We start from the raw sequence: 17,287 nt of genomic DNA on the forward strand, positions 1-17,287 counted from the left end.
CTCTCGCCCATAGGGGCAGAGTTTGCCAGAAAAGCCATGTCCCATCGATCATCCCTCGATCGGGGCCGGGCGCGGGGCCGGCAGTGGCGGCGGTCGCGGCTCACTGCTGCGGGCGCGCCGCTCCTTCACGGGCGAACATCGCCCGCCACGGCACTAGCCCCTGCTCAAGTCGGAGCCTGTCGCTCCGCACAGTGCGCCGGCAGTAGGTTCCAGGCCTCTTCCCGGTGGAGGGGGTGCGTCCCGGACCCGATCGAGGGATGATCGATGGGACATGGCTTTTCTGGCAAACTCTGCCCCTATGGGCGAGAGGACCGTTTCGACACAGGATGGCCGCGAACCGGCCGTTCCGAACACACTCGCGGCCGAAACGGAAAAGGGTTTTATACGCCGATCGCACACTCCACGCCGGCCCCGCCTCTGGTTCGAGATCCTGCTGATCGCGGTGAGCTACTGGACGTACTCACTGATCCGCAACGCGGTCCCGGAGCAGCGGGCCGAGGCGATGCGCAACGCCGACTGGATCTGGCGGGTCGAGCACGGCATGGGCACGGCCGTCGAGGAGTGGGTCAACCACACGGTGAACTCGGTGACCTGGCTCATCGTGGGGATGAACTACTACTACGCGACGCTGCACTTCGTGGTGACGCTCGGGGTACTGGTCTGGCTCTACCGCGGTCATCCCGGCCGCTACGCCGCGGCCCGTCTCGTGCTCTTCGCGACCACCGGGGTCGCCCTCGTCGGTTACTACCTGTATCCGCTGGCCCCGCCGCGCCTGATGAACGGCAGCCGGTTCGTCGACACCCTCATGGTCCACCAGACCTGGGGTTCGATGGCCTCCGGCGATCTGAAACACATGTCGAACCAGTACGCCGCGATGCCGTCGATGCACATCGGCTGGTCCGTGTGGTGCGGTCTGACGATCTTCGCGCTGGCGTCGGTGCCGTGGGTGCGGGTGCTGGGGCTGCTGTACCCGGCGGGCACGCTGGTGGTCATCGTCGCCACCGCCAACCACTTCTGGCTCGACGCGGTGGGCGGCATCCTCTGCCTGGCCTTCGGCTTCACGGTGGCGTGGCTCTGGTACGGCGCCCTGCCGTACGCGCTGCCGCGCCGGATCCCGCAGAGGCAGCCGGAAAAGGCGAAAGGGAAGGGAAACGGGAAGGAGTCGGACCGCCCCTTGCTGCCGACGAGAGTGTAGGCACCGCCCCGAGGGCGTCGGCTCAGCCGCCGTAGAACAGCTCCTCCACGACGCCCCGGGCCCGGCGTGCCGTCCGCCGGTAGTCGTCCAGCATGTCCCCGACGTGCCCCGGGCCGTACCCGAGGTATCGCCCCACGGCGGCCAGCTCTCGGGCCTCCGACGGGAACGTGTCGCCGGCCCGCCCCCGCACCAGCATCACCGCGTTGCGCACCCGGGTCGCCAGCACCCACGCCTCGTCGAGGGTCGCGGTGTCCTCCGCCGAGAGGAGGTCGGCGGTACGGGCGGCGGTGAGGGCGGCCCGGGTGCGGGGGGTCCGCAGTCCGGGCAGCTGTGCCCCGTGCCGCATCTGCAGCAGCTGCACGGTCCACTCGACGTCGGACAGCCCGCCGGGCCCGAGCTTGGTGTGCAGTTTGGGGTCGGCGCCGCGCGGCACCCGCTCCGACTCCATGCGTGCCTTCAGCCGCCGGATCTCGCGTACGGCGTCGTCGCCCAGCCCGGCCTCCGGGTACCGCAACGGATCGATCAGCTCGACGAACCGGCGCCCCAGCTCCGCGTCCCCGGCGACGTGCTCGGCCCGCAGCAGGGCCTGCGCCTCCCAGGCCAGGGCCCAGCGGCGGTAGTACGCCTCGTAGGACTTGAGCGTGCGGACCAGCGGCCCGGACTTGCCCTCCGGTCGCAGATCCGCGTCGATCAGCAACGGCGGGTCGGCGCTGGGCAGTTGCAGCAGCCGGCGCATCTCGGAGACGACCTTGTTGGCCGCGTCGGCGGCCTCGCGTTCCTCGACGCCCTCGCGGGGCTCGTGGACGAACAGCACGTCGGCGTCGGAGCCGTACCCCAGTTCGTGGCCGCCGAGGCGGCCCACGCCGATGATCGCGAACCGGGTGGGCAGGGCCTCCCCCCAGTTGTCCCGCACCACCGCGCGCAGGGTGCCCTCGAGAGTGGCCGCCGTCAGGTCGGACACCGCGCCGCCGACCCTGTCCACGAGGGCGCCCGGGTCGGCCTCGGCCTGCTGGGCCTCGGTGCCGTAGGAGCCGACGATGTCCGCGGCGGTCGTACGGAACAGCTCGCGGCGGCGGACCCCGCGGGCGGCCGTGACCGCCTGCACGGCCCCGTCCGCACGGCCGACCGCGGCGAGGATCTCCTGCTCCAAGTGGGCCCGCCCGCGCGGTTCGAGGCCGCCGCCGTCGCCGTCGCCGAGCAGGGCGACCGCCTCGGGCGCGCGCATCAGCAGGTCGGGGGCGAATCGGCCGGCGGACAACACGCGCGCCAGGTTCTCCGCCGCCGCGCCCTCGTCCCGCAGCAGCCGCAGATACCAGGGTGTCTTGCCCAACGCGTCCGACACCTTGCGGAAGTTGAGCAGTCCCGCGTCCGGGTCGGCGGAGTCGGCGAACCAACCCAGCATCACCGGCAGCAGAGTGCGCTGGATGGCGGCCTTCCGGGACACGCCGGAGGCCAGCGCCTCCAGGTGCCGCAGCGCCGCCGCCGGGTCCGCGTACCCGAGGGCGACCAGCCGCTCCCGGGCCGCCTCGGGGCTCAACCTGGCTTCTCCGGGGGCGAGTTGGGCGACCGCGTCGAGCAGTGGGCGGTAGAAGAGCTTCTCGTGCAGCCGGCGTACGACGCCGGTGTGCCGTTTCCACTCACGGGTCAGCTCGGTCACCGGGTCGGCGCGCAGGCCCAGGGAACGGCCCAGACGCCGCAGGTCGGCCTCGTCCTCGGGAACGAGGTGGGTGCGCCGCAGCCGGTAGAGCTGGATGCGGTGCTCCATGGAACGCAGGAAGCGGTAGGCGTCGTCGAGCTGTACGGCGTCGGAGCGGCCGACGTACCCTCCGGTCGCGAGCGCCTGGAGTGCCTTGAGGGTGGTGCCGCTGCGGACGGAGGCGTCGGCCCGTCCGTGCACCAACTGCAGGAGCTGCACGGCGAACTCGACGTCCCTGAGGCCGCCCGGACCGAGCTTCAGTTCGCGTTCGATCTCGGCGACGGGGATGTTCTCGACCACCCGTCGGCGCATCTTCTGCACGTCGGGGACGAAGTTCTCCCGCTCGGCGGCCTTCCAGACGAGGGGCTCGAGCGCGGCGACGTACTCCTCACCGAGCTCGATGTCACCGGCCACCGGGCGGGCCTTGAGCAGCGCCTGGAACTCCCAGGTCTTGGCCCAGCGCTGGTAGTAGGCGAGGTGGCTGGAGAGCGTGCGCACCAGCGGGCCGTTCCTGCCCTCGGGGCGGAGGTTGGCGTCGACGGGCCAGATGGATCCCTCGACGGTGGTCTCGGAGCAGATCCGCATCATGTGCGCGGCGAGCTTGGTGGCGGACCTGACGGCCTTGTCCTCGTCGGCGCCCTCGACCCCCTCGCCGACGAAGATGACGTCGACGTCGGAGACGTAGTTCAGCTCGTGGCCGCCGCACTTGCCCATCGCGATCACCGCGAGCCGGCACAGCGCGGCGTCCTCGGGCGCGGCGGCGCGGGCCAGGGCGAGGGCGGCGCGCAGGGTCGCGGTGGCCAGGTCGGCGAGCTCGGCCGCGGTCTCGGCGATGTCGGTGGTGCCGCAGACGTCCCGCGCGGCGATCGACAGCAGGCAGCGCCGGTAGGCGACGCGCAGGGCGACCGGGTCGGTGGCCTCGGCGAGACCGCGCTCGAAGTCCTCCACACCGGGGTGCAGGTCCCGCGGCTCGTACATGAAGAGGGCGTGCCAGTCGTTCGGATGCCGGGCCAGGTGGTCGGCGAGCGCGGCGGAGGCGCCGAGCACGCCGAGCAGCCGGTCGCGCAGCGGCTTGGCCGCTATCACCGTGTCGAGCAGTTCACGCCGGGCGGTGGGGTCGGGCTGGGCCTCCAGCAGTCGTGCGAGGCCGTGCAGCGCGAGATCGGGATCGGCGGTCGCGCCCAGCGCTTCCAGCAGCACCGGGTCGCGGCTGATGGGTGCGAGCTCGACGCTGTCGAGCATGCGTTCGGCGGCGGAGGGATCGGTGAAACCGTGCCGCAGCAGCCGCGTGAAGGTACTGCTCCTGCGCCCCGGCGCCGTCATCCCGGCCTCCTGTCCGATCAAGGTCGTACCCGCCCGAGCCTAACCGGAGAGGTCGCGAGAAGCGCCGGGGTGTGTGCCGACGACTTGTGACGGCTCGGCGGGTCTGTACCGGGGTGGCCGGGGAAGGCCTGAGGTGAGACATGTCTGGAGGGCCACTGATGACTGACAAGGACACGGCGACTGGTGCCGGTACCAGGACAGGGGCCGGCTCTGGCGCCGAGGCGGGTACGGGGGCGATTGCGGGCACAGGGACGGACGCCGGGCGGGCCCCCGCGTCCCGGCTCGATCCGCGCTACAGCGACGAGACGGCCGTCGCGATCCCCTGGCCGGACGCCGAGGCGCTGCTGGCCTCGGCCGAGCTGTTCTGGATCTCGACGGTACGACCGGACGGGCGGCCCCACGTGACCCCGCTGCCCGCGGTCTGGGCGCACGGCGCGCTGCACTTCTGCACCGGGCCGGACGAACGCAAGGCGAAGAACCTCGCGCACAACCCGAACGTCGTGCTGACGACCGGCACGAACATCTGGGACAAGGGCTACGACCTGGTGGTGGAGGGCGAGGCGGTACGGGTGTCGGACGACGGCCGGCTGCGGGAGCTGGCCGCCGCGTGGGAGACCAAGTACGGCGACTTCTGGCACTTCGAGGTACGGGAGGGGTATTTCCACCACGGTCCCGGACACGCCGTCGTCTATGCGGTGGCGCCCCACACGGTTTTCGGCTTCGGTAAGGGGGAGCCGTTCAGCCAGACGCGGTGGCGGTTCACCTGACCCATCGATCACCCCTTCCGTCTACGGCGACCTGGAGGACCCGCGATGGACTTCACGCTCGAAGTGATCCCGCTGCCCGTGACCGACATCGACCGAGCCCGGGACTTCTACCGGGACCGGGTCGGCTTCCACGTGGATATCGACCAGGAGGTCATGCCGGGGATGCGGATCGTCCAGCTGACCCCTCCGGGTTCCGGCTGTTCGATCGCCCTCGGTGACACCATCTGGGACATGGCGAAGGGCCCGAAGCCGGCGCCCGGCTCGTACCAGGGCCTCCAGCTGTGCGTGGCCGACATCAAGGCAGCCCGGGCCGAACTGGTCGAGCGCGGCCTGACTGTCTCCGAGCCGGTGCGGTACGCGCCCGACGACGGTGCCACGTTCATGTACTTCCAGGACCCGGACGGCAACGGCTGGGCGATCCAGGAGTACCGACGCCGGGAGAGCGAGCCGCTGCACAAGGTGCTGGCGGATCTACCCGCGCGGGGCGAGTGACGGCCGCCGGCATCAGACGCTCCCGCTCTGCGCGTACCGGCACCCTTCCAGCCTGCGGTACCACCAGATGTGAGGGCGCCACTCCCGGCGGACGGTGACGAACGGGTCCGGCAGGGTGCGGGCGAGATAGACGGCGTCCAACGCCGCGACCAGGCGCCCCAGCTCGGCACGGGCCCGCGGAGGCAGGTTCCGCAGCGCCGTGCCGAGCCGGTCGCGGGCGTGTCTGACGTCCCTGAGGGAGCAGCTCCGGCAGTCGCAGTCGTCCAGGTACGGATACCGGATCCCGCGCCCCGGCGGGCTCAGGAAGACCCGATAGCGCCGCAACGCGGCGTCGGTGATCCCGGGGAAGACGTAATAGTCGGCCGAGAGCGCCTCGTACCGGTGAATCGCGAGGCTGGTGCGGGCCGAGAGGCCATGGATGCGGTCCGGGGCAGGGACGTCCCAACCGCGTGGACGGTGTCGAAGCCGCTGCGTCCCGCGCAGCGCGCCGGGCCGGTTACGCGGCATCGGCCTTTCGGTACGGAGTCATGGGGTCATTGTGCCGGAGCCCAGTCCATGGCGGCGGCCTGAGGCGCTCTTCCACCTGGCCAAACGCCGGCGGCGCCTGGATCGGGGGCGGCCCTGGCCGCGCTGCGGGCCTCGGCGCGACATCGCCGGCCCTGGCCGGCGCGGCACCGGCGGCTCGGCCTGGCGGCGGCCGCCGCCCACGCGGTGGACCGGCGCCGCAAGACTCTGCCGGCCCCGCGCACCGCCCCGCCCGGCCCGCACCGCACCGCACCCGCCGAGCCGTCAGCCCTCCGACTCCGGCAGGTCGAAGCGGGCCAGGTCGCGTAGCCAGGCGTGGGCCGTGCTGTCGGACGGTGCGCGCCAGTCTCCGCGCGGGGAGAGCGAACCACCGGCCGAAACCTTCGGCCCGTTCGGCATGGCCGAGCGTTTGAACTGCGCGAACGCGAAGAAGCGACGGCAGAACACCTCCAGCCACTGCCGGATCTGAGGCAGGTCGTAGGCCACCCGCTTGTTCTCCGGGAAGCCGGGCGGCCAGGCGCCGGTCTCCGCGTCGTGCCAGGCGTGCCAGGCCAGGAAGGCGATCTTCGACGGCCTGAAGCCGTAGCGCAGCACGTGGAAGAGGGTGAAGTCGTGCAGCGCGTACGGGCCGATCTTGGACTCGGTGGACTGCATCTCCTCGCCCGGTACGAGTTCCGGGCTGATCTCGGTGTCGAGGATCGCGGCGAGCGTCTTCCCGGTGTCCTCGTCGAACTGGCCGCTGCCGATGACCCAGCGGATCAGATGCTGCATCAGGGTCTTCGGTACGCCCGAGTTGACGTTGTAGTGGCTCATCTGGTCGCCCACGCCGTACGTGGACCAGCCGAGCGCCAGCTCCGACAGGTCTCCCGTGCCGAGCACGATGCCGCCGCGCTGGTTGGCGAGCCGGAACAGGTAGTCGGTGCGCAGTCCGGCCTGCACGTTCTCGAAGGTGACGTCGTACACCGGCTCGCCGGAGGCGAACGGGTGGTCCATCTCCTTCAGCATCAGCCGTGCGGTCGGCGTGATGTCCAGCTCGGCCGCGGTGACGCCGAGGGAGCGCATCAGCTTGTGGGCGTTGTCCTTGGTGTGGTCGCTGGTGGCGAAGCCGGGCAGGGTGAAGGCCAGGATGTCGGTGCGCGGGCGGCCGGCGCGGTCCATCGCCTGGGCGGCGACGATCAGCGCGTGCGTGGAGTCGAGGCCGCCGGACACGCCGATGACCACCTTCGGGCCGCCGATCGCGGCGAGCCGCTGCTGCAGTCCGGCGACCTGGATGTTGTACGCCTCGTAGCAGTCCAGGGCGAGCCGGTCGGGGTCGGCGGGCACGAACGGGAACCGTTCCAGGCGGCGGCGCAGCCCCAGGTCCGTGGTCGGCGGGTCGATTTCGAAGGACACCGTCCGGAAGTCCCCGGTCCGCGCGGCGTGCGTACGGCGGTTGTCGTCGAACGTGCCCATCCGCATCCGCTCCTGCCGCAGCAGGTCGAGGTCCACGTCGGCCACCGCGTACTGGTCGCCCGTCGGGAAGCGGTCGGACTCCGCCAGCAGGGCCCCGTTCTCGTAGATCAAGGTCTGCCCGTCCCAGGACAGGTCGGTGGTCGACTCGCCGAGACCGGCCGCCGCGTAGACATACGCGGCGAGGCAGCGGGAGGACGCCGAGCGGCACAGCAGCTTGCGGTCCTCGGCCCGGCCGACCGTGATCGGGCTGCCGGAGAGATTGACGAGGACGGTCGCGCCGGCCAGGGCGGCCTCGGCGCTCGGCGGCACCGGGACCCACATGTCCTCGCAGACCTCCGCGTGCAGCACAAGGCCGGGGACGTCCGCCGCTTCGAAGAGCAGGTCCACGCCGAACGGCACGGTCTCACCGGCGACCCGGATCGTCCCGCCGCGCTCGTCGTCGCCCGCGGCGAGCTGCCGGCGCTCGTAGAACTCCCGGTAGTTCGGGGGGTACGACTTGGGCACGACGCCGAGGACCCGGCCGCGGTGCACGATCACCGCGCAGTTGTAGATCCGGTTGCGGTGGCGCAGCGGGGCGCCGACGACCAGGACCGGCAGCAGCTGGGCCGACCCCTCGACCACGGTTCGGACCGCCTGCTCGACCTCGTCCAGCAGCACGTCCTGCAGCAGCAGGTCCTCGATCGAGTAGCCGCACAGGCCCAGCTCGGGGAAGACGGCGACCGCGACCCCGTCCCGCGCGCACTCGCGCGCCTGGCGCAGGACCGCTTCGGCGTTGGCGGGCGGGTCCGCGATGACCGTGTGGCCCGTGCACGCGGCGATGCGGGCGAAGCCGTGCTGATAGACCGACCAGAAGTTCAAGGGTGCTTCCTCGGGAGAAGGGGACAGGCACGGAGGGCGGGCGCGGAGGATCTCGTCAGCACGAGTCCGGGTCGAGTCCAGGTCGAGACACACCGTCAGTGTAATCGTCAGAGCGACACGATGGGCTGGCGGCCCCCTCGCCCCCTCCGTATCGCCGGTACCACAGGCACACCCCGCCGTGGGCATATTCCGGGCGAATCAGAACAGGTGGCCCGCTTCTGCCCTACAACTGACGTACGACGCGATCGCGACGCACGTAGGACGCACGTAAGCCAGAGGTATGCAGGAGGAACTGTGGGCGACTGGCTGTTCGTCGCCGCCACCCTCACCGTCGGCGGCATCAGCAACGCCCTCTTCGCGCTCGCCCGCGCCCGCCGGTCGAGCGGGCGTACACGCGAACGCCCGCTTCCCGACGAACCCCGTCGGGAAGCGGGCGCCCAGGGCCCTGCCGCTGCCGTCAGCGGCGGCGGTACGACTCCACGTAACCGCCCGCGGGAGTGCCCACGCCGGTGACGTCGTCGTAGCCCTTCACGGCCTTGAGCGAGCTGTCCGCGCCCAGGGTGCGGACGGAGGTGAGCAGACCCTCCGACGCGTCGTAGCCGTTGGTGTAGTCGACGCGGGCCACCGCGAGGCCGGAGCCCGTGGGGTTGTCCGTGACGTCGTGGTACGCCTTCGTGCCGTACTTCGCGTAGATCGACGGGTTGGCGAAGCCGATCGCCTTGCCGCCGCGTGCCTGCTGGGCGAGCGCCTGAACCGCCGCGATCACCGGCGAGGCCAGCGAGGTGCCGCCGATGCGGTACTCGCTGTACTTCTCCGACCCGTCCGGGAAGGTCTGCGTCTGGCCCACCTTGAAGCCGGTGTTCGGGTCGGCGATCGCCGCGATGTCCGGGACGACGCGGTTGCCGGCGGCGCTGTTGGCCGTGGCGAGCGCGTTCGGGACGACACCCTTCTGGTAGAAGGGCTCGGCGACCGTCCTGCTGGTGCCGCCGCCCGCGCCCGAGGTGAACGCGCCGGGGAAGTCCGTCCAGCTCTTGCCGTCCGTGGACAGCGAGGCCTTCTCGGTGCCCCAGCCGGTCTCCCACAGGTACGTGTCGTTCTTGCCGACCGCCAGCGAGGTACCGCCGACCGCCGTCACCCACGCCGAGTTGGCCGGGGTGTCGACCTGCTTGGTCCCGGTGTTGGCGACCTCGTCGCCGTTGTCGCCTGAGGAGAAGTAGAAGCCGATGCCCTCGACCGCGCCCAGCTGGAAGACCTGGTCGTAGGCGGCCGCGAGGTCCGGCGTCTGGTTGGCCTCGATGTCGCCCCAGGAGTTGGTGACGATGTCGGCCAGGTGCTTGTCGACGACCTTGCCCAGCGAGTCGAGCAGGTCGTCGTCACCGCAGGAGGCGGCACCGACGTACGTGATGTTCGCGGCGGGCGCGACCGCGTGCACGGCCTCGACGTCGAGGGTCTCCTCGCCGTACCAGCCGGAGGCGTCGCAGGCCTCGGTGTTCGTGTACTTCTTGGGCAGGACCTGGCGCAGCTGTCCGCCGGCATAGGCCGCGTCGCCGTGCTTCTTCGCGTAGGTGGCCGCATCGTAGGCGATGGTCGGCGAGGCGTACGCGTCGGTGATGGCGACCCGCACCCCCTTGCCCGTGTATCCGCCCGCGCCGTACGCGGCGCGCAGCTGCTTGCCGGTGTAGCCCTGGACGGCGTAGGGGACCTTCCCGCCGTAGGCGTCCGGCAGGGTGCTCGCGGTGGTGGAGCCGTAGTACGAGGAGAACGGTCCGGCGTTCTTGAACACGGCGGCCGGTGACGGCAGTTGGTCCGAGTGCCGGACCACGTGCGGTGCGTTGTCCAGGCCGGTGACGGTGAGGACGGCGCCGTTCAGGCTGTCCGGCGCGGAGGCCGTCTTCGCGGGCGCGCGGTAGGTCTTGGAACCCTTGGCGTAGTTGTGCAGCTGGGTGCCGAAGGCCTTCTCGGCGGCGGCGACGTCACCGGAGACGGTGAGGTAGTGCCGGGTCGCCCCGGTGACCTTCAGACCGGCCGACGTCAGCCACGACCTGACCGCGGCGACCTGCGCCTCGGTCGCGCCGAAGAGGACCTGCGCCTGATGGGCGCTCAGGTACTTGCCGTACGACGCCGAGGTCGGGTCGGACACGGCCTTCGCGTACCTGGCGAGGCCGGCGGCGTTGCGGCCGGCGAGGTAGACCCGGGCGGTGACCTGGGAGGCGTCCACGGTGGCGCCCTTGTCGGCCTTGGCCGTGGCCCACGCGGGTCTGGTGCCCGCGAGCGTGTCCCGGCCCGAGTTGTCCGCGGCGTGCGCCGCGGGTATGCCGAGCGCCAGCGCACCGGCGAGCATGGGCAGTGTCGCTGCCATGCTCACCCCGGCGCGCACCTTGGCGCGGTTGGATCTCATGGAACCCCCTGTGCGGTTCGACGCGAGTGGATCACTCGACGCTGGCCACTCTCGCGATGAACCGTTCATGCCAGGGGAATGCGGGTGTCAAAAGGAGCCCAAGTAAGCTAATGACATGGCCATTTGAGGGTTAACACGGGACGAAGACCGAGGGTTAACCCGCTAGGAACGCGCTTTCGCGCCCCGCTCCTTCAACATGCCCGCCATCAGATCGATCTCCGACTGCTGCGCGTCCACCATGCCCTGCGCGAGTCGCTTCTCCACCCCGACCGCGCACTTGTCCGCGCAGCCCTCGGCCATGTGGATGCCGCCCTTGTGATGGTCCGTCATCAACTGGAGATAGAGCACCTCGGCCCGCTTGCCGCTCAGCGTGTTCAGCTTCTTCAGCTCGCTGTTGGTCGCCATGCCCGGCATCAGCGCCCCGTCCTTGCCGGTGGCCATGTCCCCCATGTCCATCCAGGTCATCGGCGGGTCCGCGGACACCTTCGGCAGCCCCCACAGGTCGAGCCAGCCCAGCAGCATGCCGCGCTGGTTGGCCTGCGTCTGCGCGATGTCGTACGCGAGACGGCGCACGTCCTCGTCGTCGGTGCGGTCGCGCACGATGTACGACATCTCGACGGCCTGCTGGTGGTGCACCGCCATGTCCCGGGCGAACCCGGCGTCGGCGGACTCGGCGGCGGGAGCGCCGTCCGAACTCCCGTCCTCGGCGACGGCGTAACTGATGGCGCCCGCCGCGACCAGCACCCCGGCCACGGCGACGGCCACTGAGGCGAGCCTCACTTGGCCAGACCCCCCGTGCACGCGGCACCCGGCTCCGGCGTCTGCTCGCCCTGCACGAACTTCTCGAAGAACTTGCCGACGTTCGGGTCGTCGGCGCTGGTCACCGTGCGCTGGTGCCCCCACGCGGTCAGCATGATCGGGTCCTTCTGCTCGTCGTCCGGGCTCATCAGCGTGTACGGCGTCTTCTTCACCTTCGCCGCCAGCGCGTCCACGTCCGCCTTCGAGGCCTTGCTGGTGTACGTCACCCACACCGATCCGTGCTCCAGGGAGTGCACGGCGTTCATGTTGTCGACTTCCTTGGTGTAGACGTCGCCGTTGCAGTTCATCCAGACCTGGTTGTGGTCGCCGCCGACCGGGGGCTCCGTCGGGTACTTCACCGTCTTGGTGACGTGGGTGCGGCCCAGCGTCCCCTTCCACGTCTTCACGCCGTCCGAGCCCGTGACGAAGTGGCCCTTGCTCTTTCCGTCGGCCGCCGTGCTGCCGCCGTCGTCGGACTGCGACTGCACGAGGACGACCGTCCCCACGACGAGACCGACGACGACCACCACGCTCGCCGCGATGGTCAGGACACGGTTGCGGCGCTCCCGGGACTGCTCGGTGCGCCGCATCTCCTCTATGCGCGCCTTGCGCGCCGTGCCACTGCCGTCTTTGGCGCTGCCGTCTTTGGCGCTGCTGTTCTTGGCGGAGCCCATGAGATGTCCTTCTGGGGGAAGAGGGGCCGGTCGGTCAGCTGATCGTAAGGGGGAGGGAAAGGGCTCTCGCAGCGAGGGCGCAGGATTGGCCGTGAGGGTGCGGGAATGGCCGAAGAAGGGTCTGCGGATCCCGGCATTACGGATGTGGGTGCGAGCAGGCAAGATGGGCAGCGGAGCAGTACACCTGCCGTATGGGAGGCGTACACACCGAGGTCGGTTTCTCGATCATGGTGCGCAATGCGCACGAAACGCGGTTGTGGTGGGATGCTCAGGTGCCCGACCGCCTCCCGTGGGACCGAAAACAGGCGGCCTGACCAGCAAGGATGGGGAAGCGGAAGATGGACAAGCAACAGGAGTTCGTGCTCCGGACGTTGGAGGAGCGGGACATCCGGTTCGTACGCCTGTGGTTCACGGACGTGCTGGGTTTCCTCAAGTCCGTCGCCGTGGCCCCGGCCGAACTCGAACAAGCCTTCGATGAGGGCATCGGTTTCGACGGCTCCGCGATCGAGGGCTTCGCCCGGGTCTACGAGTCCGACATGATCGCCAAGCCGGACCCCTCGTCCTTCCAGGTCCTGCCCTGGCGCGCGGAGGCCCCCGGCACCGCCCGGATGTTCTGCGACATCCTCATGCCGGACGGCTCCCCGTCCTTCGCGGATCCGCGGTACGTGCTCAAGCGCGCCCTGGCCCGCACCTCCGACCTGGGCTTCACCTTCTACACCCACCCGGAGATCGAGTTCTTCCTGCTGAAGGACCGCCCGCTGGACGGCTCGCGCCCGACACCGGCCGACAACTCGGGTTACTTCGACCACACCCCGCAGAACATCGGCATGGACTTCCGCCGTCAGGCGATCACCATGCTGGAGTCGATGGGCATCTCGGTCGAGTTCTCCCATCACGAGGGCGCCCCCGGCCAGCAGGAGATCGACCTCCGCTATGCCGACGCGCTCTCCACAGCCGACAACATCATGACGTTCCGCCTGGTCATGAAGCAGGTCGCGCTGGAGCAGGGGGTCCAGGCGACCTTCATGCCGAAGCCGTTCTCCGAGCACCCGGGCTCCGGCATGCACACGCACCTGTCGTTGTTCGAGGGTGACCGCAACGCGTTCTACGAGTCGGGCTCGGAGTACCAGCTCTCGAAGGTCGGGCGCTCCTTCATCGCCGGTCTGCTCCGGCACGCGGCGGAGATCTCGGCCGTCACCAACCAGTGGGTGAACTCCTACAAGCGCATCTGGGGCGGCACCGAGCGCACCGCGGGCGCCGGCGGCGAGGCCCCCTCGTACATCTGCTGGGGCCACAACAACCGCTCCGCCCTGGTCCGGGTCCCGATGTACAAGCCCGGCAAGACCGGCTCGGCCCGCATCGAGGTCCGCTCCATCGACTCCGGCGCCAACCCGTACCTGGCGTACGCGGTCCTCCTGGCCGCCGGCCTCAAGGGCGTCGAGGAGGGCTACGAGCTTCCCCCGGGCGCCGAGGACGACGTCTGGGCCCTCTCCGACGCCGAACGCCGCGCGATGGGCATCGAGCCGCTGCCCCAGAACCTGGGCGAGGCACTCTCCCTGATGGAACGCAGCGACCTGGTCGCCGAGACCCTCGGCGAGCACGTCTTCGACTTCTTCCTGCGCAACAAGCGGCAGGAGTGGGAGGAGTACCGGTCCGAGGTCACCGCGTTCGAGCTGCGGAAGAGCTTGCCGGTGCTGTAGGCGCAGGCCACGGCGGGTCTGCCGCTGACCACGGCGGGTCTGCCGCTGATCGCATGCGTCGCTGATCGAAACGCCTCGGGGCCGACAGTCGTTCGACTGTCGGCCCCGAGGCGTTTCACTGTCGGGTCGGCCGCCGTCGCGGCGCCGCCCGGCATGGATGGAACGTGCGGCTCAGTACCGCGCCGCCTCCAGGTCCTGCGGGACGTGGGAGGCGACCACGCGTTCCCGGCCGCTCACGGGGGTCCGGCGGCGGTCCACGGCGTACGCCGCGCCGGCCACCGCCAGTCCGAGCACGGCCAGGGCCGCGCCGGCCGTCGCCGGAGACGTCACGCCGAAGCCGGCGGCCAGTGCGACGCCGCCGATCCACGCGCCGCCGGCGTTCGCCATGTTGAACGCGGCCTGGTTGGCGGAGGACGCCAGGGACGGGGCCGCCGACGCCTTCTCCATGACCATCAGCTGGAGCGGGGAACCGGTGACGAACGCCGCCGAGCCGAGCAGCACGACCGCCACGGCCGCGCTCCACGCCGTGCTCATCAGCACCGGGAACACCGCCAGCACCACCACCAGCGACACCAGGCCTCCGAACAGCGTGCCCCGCAGCGAGTGGTCGGCCAGCCGGCCGCCCAGCAGGTTGCCCGCGGTCGCGCCGACACCGAACAGCGCCAGCAGCAGCGTCACGCTGGAGTCGGCGTACCCGGCGGCGTCGGTCAGCATCGGCGTGATGTAGCTGTACGCGGCGAAGAGGGCGCCGAAGCCGGCGACGGTCGTACCGAGCGCCAGCCAGACGGGGAGGGACTTCAGCGCCGCGAGTTCGCCGCGCAGGCCCGATTCGGCGGCCGCCGTCCGGTCGTGCGGGATCAGCAGGGCCAGCGAGGCTATCGCCACCAGACCGATCGAGCCGACCCCGAGGAACGTGGCCCGCCAGCCCAGGTGCTGCCCCATGAGCGTGGCCACGGGGACGCCCGCGACGTTGGCGACCGTCAGGCCCAGGAACATCAGGGACACCGAGCGGGCCTTGCGCTCCGGCGCCACCATGTTCGTGGCGACGACGGCGCCCACGCCGAAGAAGGCGCCGTGCGGAAGACCGCTGACGAAGCGCGCCGCCAGCAGCCAGTGGTAGTCGGGCGCGAACGCGGAGAGCACGCTGCCCGCCACGAACAGCGCCATCAGGCCGATCAGGACCTTGCGGCGGGGCATGCGCGAGGTGACCGCGGCCAGCAGCGGCGCGCCGATCACCACACCGAGCGCGTACGACGAGACCAGATGTCCGGCGACGGGGATCGAGATGTGCAGATCGTCCGCGACGTCGGGCAGCAGGCCCATCATCACGAACTCGGTCGTACCGATGCCGAAGGCGCCCACGGCAAGGGCGAGCAGGGCCAGGGGCATGAAGGGACCATTGCCTTTCAAAGGGAGAGCAGAGTTCCGTACGTCTTGCTGTTTCTTATGTTCAAGTACGGAACAAAGCCGCCCGGGCCCGCTATTCCAGTCGTCCCGGTCAGGACGACGTGTCGACGCTCACACGTGCCGCGACCGGCAGATGGTCGCTCCCGGTCGCCTGCAGCGTCCACGAGCTCTCGGGCTCGATCCCCTTGACCAGGATCTGGTCGATCCGCGCCATCGGGAACGAGGCCGGCCAGCTGAACCCGAACCCGCTGCCCGCCGCCCCCTGTGTGGAGCGCATCTGGGCGGTGACGCCGTTGAGCGCGCGGTCGTTCATCGTGCCGTTCAGGTCACCGAGCAGCACGACCTTCGCAAGCTTCTCGTGGGCGATGGCCTCGCCCAGCGCGTCCGCGCTCGTGTCCCGCTGCCGGGCCGTGAACCCGGCCTCGATCTTCACCCGCACCGACGGCATATGGGCGACGTACACCGCGACCTGCCCGTCGGGCGTTGTCACCGCGGCGCGCATGGCGCGCGTCCAGCCGAGCTTGATGTCGACGGCCCTGACACCGGTCATGGGGTACTTGCTCCACAGGCCCACCGTGCCCTGCACCGAGTGGTACCTGTACGTCGACGCCAGCGCCTTCTCGTACACCGGGACCGCCGAGGTCTTCAGCTCCTCCAGCGCCACCACGTCCGCGCCGGACGCGGCCACGTCACGGGCGGTGCCGGCGGGGTCCGGGTTGTCGGCGTTGACGTTGTGCGTGGCCACGGTGAGGTCGCCGCCGGTGCCCGCCTTGTCGCCGAGCAGCCCGCCGAAGAGGTTCAGCCAGACGATCGCCGGGAACAGCACGGCGATCAGCGCGATCACCGACCTGCGTACCACCGCGAGCACCAGCAGCACCGGGACGCACACGCCCAGCCAGGGCAGGAAGGTCTCGATGAGGCTGCCGAGGTTGCCGATCGCGTTCGGGATCTGCGCGTGCAGCAGCATGATCAGGGCGACCAGTATCGCGAGGGCGGTGAGCACCAGGCCCCGGCGCCAGATCCGCCGGTCGCCCCGCCAGCCGGCGAACAGACGGTTCACCAGCCGGTTCATCAGGCGCCGGATCCGGGTTCCCCGAGGCTCGGGCTCCGAGCCTTGGTTGTCCGTCTCCGTCATGTACGCCTGCTGCGCCATACCGTCGCCTCACTGCCCGCCGTGCACACCGTTCGCCCCTCGTGTCCTACGACCCTAGGGGATGATCGGCCCTTTCCCGTCCGTCCCCGGGACGGCCGTACGGGCACGATGACGTACAAGTCGGCAACGCCAGTTCCGGTCATGGGAGGGAAAGCGCGCTCTGTGACGAAACACGCACATGCGGACTACGTCGGCGAGGAACTGACGGGTGGTGAGCTCGTCGGCCGCAGTCCTTCGAGGAGCGTGTCGACGAGCTGCTCCGACAGGCCCTCCGGGAGGTCGGCGTCCGGGTGCATCACGGTACGCAGCAGCATGGGGCCGACGAACAGGTCGTTCATCAGCTCGACGTCCAGGTCGGCGCGCAGTTGGCCGCTCTCCTGCCCGCGGCGCAGGACCTCGACCTGGAGCCGGCGGCGCGGCTCGACGACCGTCGCGTGGTACGCGGCCCAGATCTTCGGGCTGCTCTTCATCTGGGCGTAGACGTTGTGCAGGACCGCGGACGAACGGGTCATCAGGCCACGCTGACGCAGTTGTTCCAGGAGGGCCACGAGGTCGTCGCGCATCGAGGTGCCGGGGAGTTCGAGGTCCGGCGGCTCGGCCGCGCGCATGACGTCGACGAAGAGCTCCTCCTTGCCGCTCCAGCGACGGTAGATGGTTGCCTTGCCCACACCCGCGGTACGGGCGATGCGCTCGATGGACAACTCCGCGAGCGGCACGCCTTCCTCCAGGAGCTTCACCACCCCTTCGAGGATGGCGCGCTCCACGGCCTCGCTCCGGGGGCGGCCCCGCGCCGGGCCCTCCTGCCGGTGTCGGCTGTCGGCGAGACCGCTCACGTCGCTCACGGGGCTC

At 70.6% G+C, this 17,287-nt stretch carries 13 protein-coding genes; 4 read left to right on the plus strand and 9 right to left on the minus strand.

Annotation, left to right across the window (positions count from 1 at the left end):
* Nucleotides 1-298 precede the first annotated feature (298 nt).
* Nucleotides 299-1,195: a phosphatase PAP2 family protein gene (locus tag AB0H86_RS24450; protein WP_362442510.1), complete on the plus strand. Its 897-nt coding sequence runs from the start codon at nt 299-301 to the stop codon at nt 1,193-1,195.
* Nucleotides 1,196-1,217: 22 nt separating this feature from the next.
* Here the strand turns inward: AB0H86_RS24450 and AB0H86_RS24455 are convergent, their stop codons facing one another.
* Entirely contained in the window at nt 1,218-4,214 is a 2,997-nt protein-coding gene (locus AB0H86_RS24455; protein ID WP_362442513.1) for a bifunctional [glutamine synthetase] adenylyltransferase/[glutamine synthetase]-adenylyl-L-tyrosine phosphorylase, read from the minus strand.
* Nucleotides 4,215-4,372: 158 nt separating this feature from the next.
* Between AB0H86_RS24455 and AB0H86_RS24460 the strand changes: the two genes are divergently transcribed.
* Nucleotides 4,373-4,981 (plus strand): pyridoxamine 5'-phosphate oxidase family protein, encoded by a 609-nt coding sequence (locus AB0H86_RS24460; RefSeq protein WP_362442515.1) that lies wholly within the window; start codon nt 4,373-4,375, stop codon nt 4,979-4,981.
* A gap of 45 nt (nt 4,982-5,026) precedes the next feature.
* The gene (locus tag AB0H86_RS24465) at nt 5,027-5,473 is read left to right on the plus strand and encodes a VOC family protein (RefSeq protein WP_362442518.1); all 447 of its coding nucleotides are present in this window, start codon (nt 5,027-5,029) and stop codon (nt 5,471-5,473) included.
* Nucleotides 5,474-5,485: 12 nt separating this feature from the next.
* Here AB0H86_RS24465 and AB0H86_RS24470 read toward each other — a convergent pair whose 3' ends face one another.
* The 5 genes from AB0H86_RS24470 to AB0H86_RS24490 form a co-directional block, all read right to left on the minus strand.
* Complete coding sequence (locus AB0H86_RS24470) at nt 5,486-5,980, minus strand: hypothetical protein (protein WP_362442521.1); 495 nt, start codon at nt 5,978-5,980, stop codon at nt 5,486-5,488.
* A 282-nt stretch (nt 5,981-6,262) separates the two neighbouring features.
* The gene (locus tag AB0H86_RS24475) at nt 6,263-8,308 is read right to left on the minus strand and encodes an NAD(+) synthase (protein ID WP_362442524.1); all 2,046 of its coding nucleotides are present in this window, start codon (nt 8,306-8,308) and stop codon (nt 6,263-6,265) included.
* A 457-nt stretch (nt 8,309-8,765) separates the two neighbouring features.
* Nucleotides 8,766-10,706: a S53 family peptidase gene (locus tag AB0H86_RS24480; protein ID WP_362442526.1), complete on the minus strand. Its 1,941-nt coding sequence runs from the start codon at nt 10,704-10,706 to the stop codon at nt 8,766-8,768.
* A 162-nt stretch (nt 10,707-10,868) separates the two neighbouring features.
* Complete coding sequence (locus AB0H86_RS24485; RefSeq protein WP_362442529.1) at nt 10,869-11,471, minus strand: DUF305 domain-containing protein; 603 nt, start codon at nt 11,469-11,471, stop codon at nt 10,869-10,871.
* A gap of 11 nt (nt 11,472-11,482) precedes the next feature.
* Nucleotides 11,483-12,178 (minus strand): DUF3105 domain-containing protein, encoded by a 696-nt coding sequence (locus tag AB0H86_RS24490; RefSeq protein ID WP_362442532.1) that lies wholly within the window; start codon nt 12,176-12,178, stop codon nt 11,483-11,485.
* A gap of 338 nt (nt 12,179-12,516) precedes the next feature.
* Between AB0H86_RS24490 and glnA the strand changes: the two genes are divergently transcribed.
* Entirely contained in the window at nt 12,517-13,878 is a 1,362-nt protein-coding gene (gene glnA / locus AB0H86_RS24495) for a type I glutamate--ammonia ligase (protein ID WP_362442534.1), read from the plus strand.
* Between the two features lie 171 nt (nt 13,879-14,049).
* Here glnA and AB0H86_RS24500 read toward each other — a convergent pair whose 3' ends face one another.
* From AB0H86_RS24500 to AB0H86_RS24510, 3 genes are all read right to left on the minus strand, one after another.
* Nucleotides 14,050-15,267 (minus strand): MFS transporter, encoded by a 1,218-nt coding sequence (locus AB0H86_RS24500; protein WP_362442537.1) that lies wholly within the window; start codon nt 15,265-15,267, stop codon nt 14,050-14,052.
* 109 nt (nt 15,268-15,376) lie between these two features.
* On the minus strand, nt 15,377-16,438 hold the full coding sequence (locus tag AB0H86_RS24505; protein WP_362442539.1) for an endonuclease/exonuclease/phosphatase family protein: 1,062 nt from the start codon (nt 16,436-16,438) through the stop codon (nt 15,377-15,379).
* Nucleotides 16,439-16,623: 185 nt separating this feature from the next.
* The gene (locus AB0H86_RS24510) at nt 16,624-17,271 is read right to left on the minus strand and encodes a TetR/AcrR family transcriptional regulator (RefSeq protein WP_362443198.1); all 648 of its coding nucleotides are present in this window, start codon (nt 17,269-17,271) and stop codon (nt 16,624-16,626) included.
* Nucleotides 17,272-17,287: the final 16 nt, after the last annotated feature.

The sequence above is a fragment of the Streptomyces sp. NPDC050997 genome (assembly GCF_040660135.1).
GTDB lineage: Bacteria > Actinomycetota > Actinomycetes > Streptomycetales > Streptomycetaceae > Streptomyces.